Here is a 1,207-nt window from a genome sequence, read left to right on the forward strand (position 1 = left end):
GGCAGAAGAAATTATTTAGACCAATGATCAAAAACTTCATTGATGACTTTATTCTCGATAAAAATCATCTGCTACCACAGAGAGTCTATAAATAATAGTGCGTAAGTCCTATTTAATTAAACTCAGCACACTTTGGCCAGATTCATTTGCTTGTTTAGCAATACGTGTCGTGGTTTCATAACCTAAAAATGGATTTAATGCTGTAATAATACCAATCGAATTTTCAACTTGTGACTGACAAAGTTCCGCATTAGCACGAATCGTATCAATACATTTAAGTTGGAACATTTGCATTGCTTTTCCTAGCAAATCAATTGATTCAAATAGTTTGAATGCAATCAATGGTTCCATCGCATTAAGCTGCAACTGCCCTGCCTCAGCAGCTAAAGTGACAGCCAAATCATTTGCAATCACTTGGAAACAAATTAAATTCATTGCCTCTGGAATTACAGGATTCACTTTACCTGGCATGATTGAACTTCCAGGCTGACGTGGCTCAAGATAAATTTCACTTAAACCAGCACGTGGACCACTCGATAATAAACGCAAATCATTGGCGATTTTTGAAAGCTTTGTCGCTGTACGTTTTAGGAAACTCGACAATAAAACAAAATCACCCATATCTGATGTGGCTTCAATTAAATCAGGTGAACTGCTAATCTTACGACCCGTAATTTCTGACAAAGCTTCGATAGCATATTCACGATACTTCACTTCAGTATTGATCCCTGTACCTATCGCAGTACCACCTAGATTTACAACACTCAAAGCATCGGGCATGATCTGATTTAATTTATCTAAATCATTTTGTAATGTAGCAGCAAAAGCCCCAAATTCTTGTCCTAATGTCATCGGCACAGCATCTTGTAACTGAGTTCTACCCATTTTCAAAATATCCGAAAACTCTTCAGATTTTGCTCTAAAACTGGCTTTGTTGCATAAACATTCAAAAGCTGAGTTCTCCCCAATCCATTCAAATTTAAGACACAACTTGGGTGCGAGGTCTACCTAATTCCGTAAATCTATTCAGAACTGCCACACGCGCATGAATTTCATTGACCTGACTTTGAAAATGTCTTGCCGTCAGCCTATCACCTAATAATTTGATGCAATGCATCTTGGTTTCCACCAAACTACGACGGTGATAACCCGACCATTTTTTCCATAGGGTTCTGCCTAAATGTTTAACCGTTTGAAGTAACTCATT

General features: G+C 37.8%; 2 pseudogenes. Both read right to left on the bottom strand.

The window, feature by feature from the left end:
- Positions 1 to 111 precede the first annotated feature (111 nt).
- Positions 112 to 927: pseudogene (locus ACSC97_RS18120) on the bottom strand (lyase family protein); the annotation flags it as partial.
- A 52-nt stretch (positions 928 to 979) separates the two neighbouring features.
- Positions 980 to 1,207, bottom strand: a pseudogene (locus ACSC97_RS18125) (IS5/IS1182 family transposase); the annotation flags it as partial.

This window comes from Acinetobacter sp. P1(2025), from assembly GCF_051390655.1.
Lineage (GTDB): Bacteria > Pseudomonadota > Gammaproteobacteria > Pseudomonadales > Moraxellaceae > Acinetobacter > Acinetobacter junii.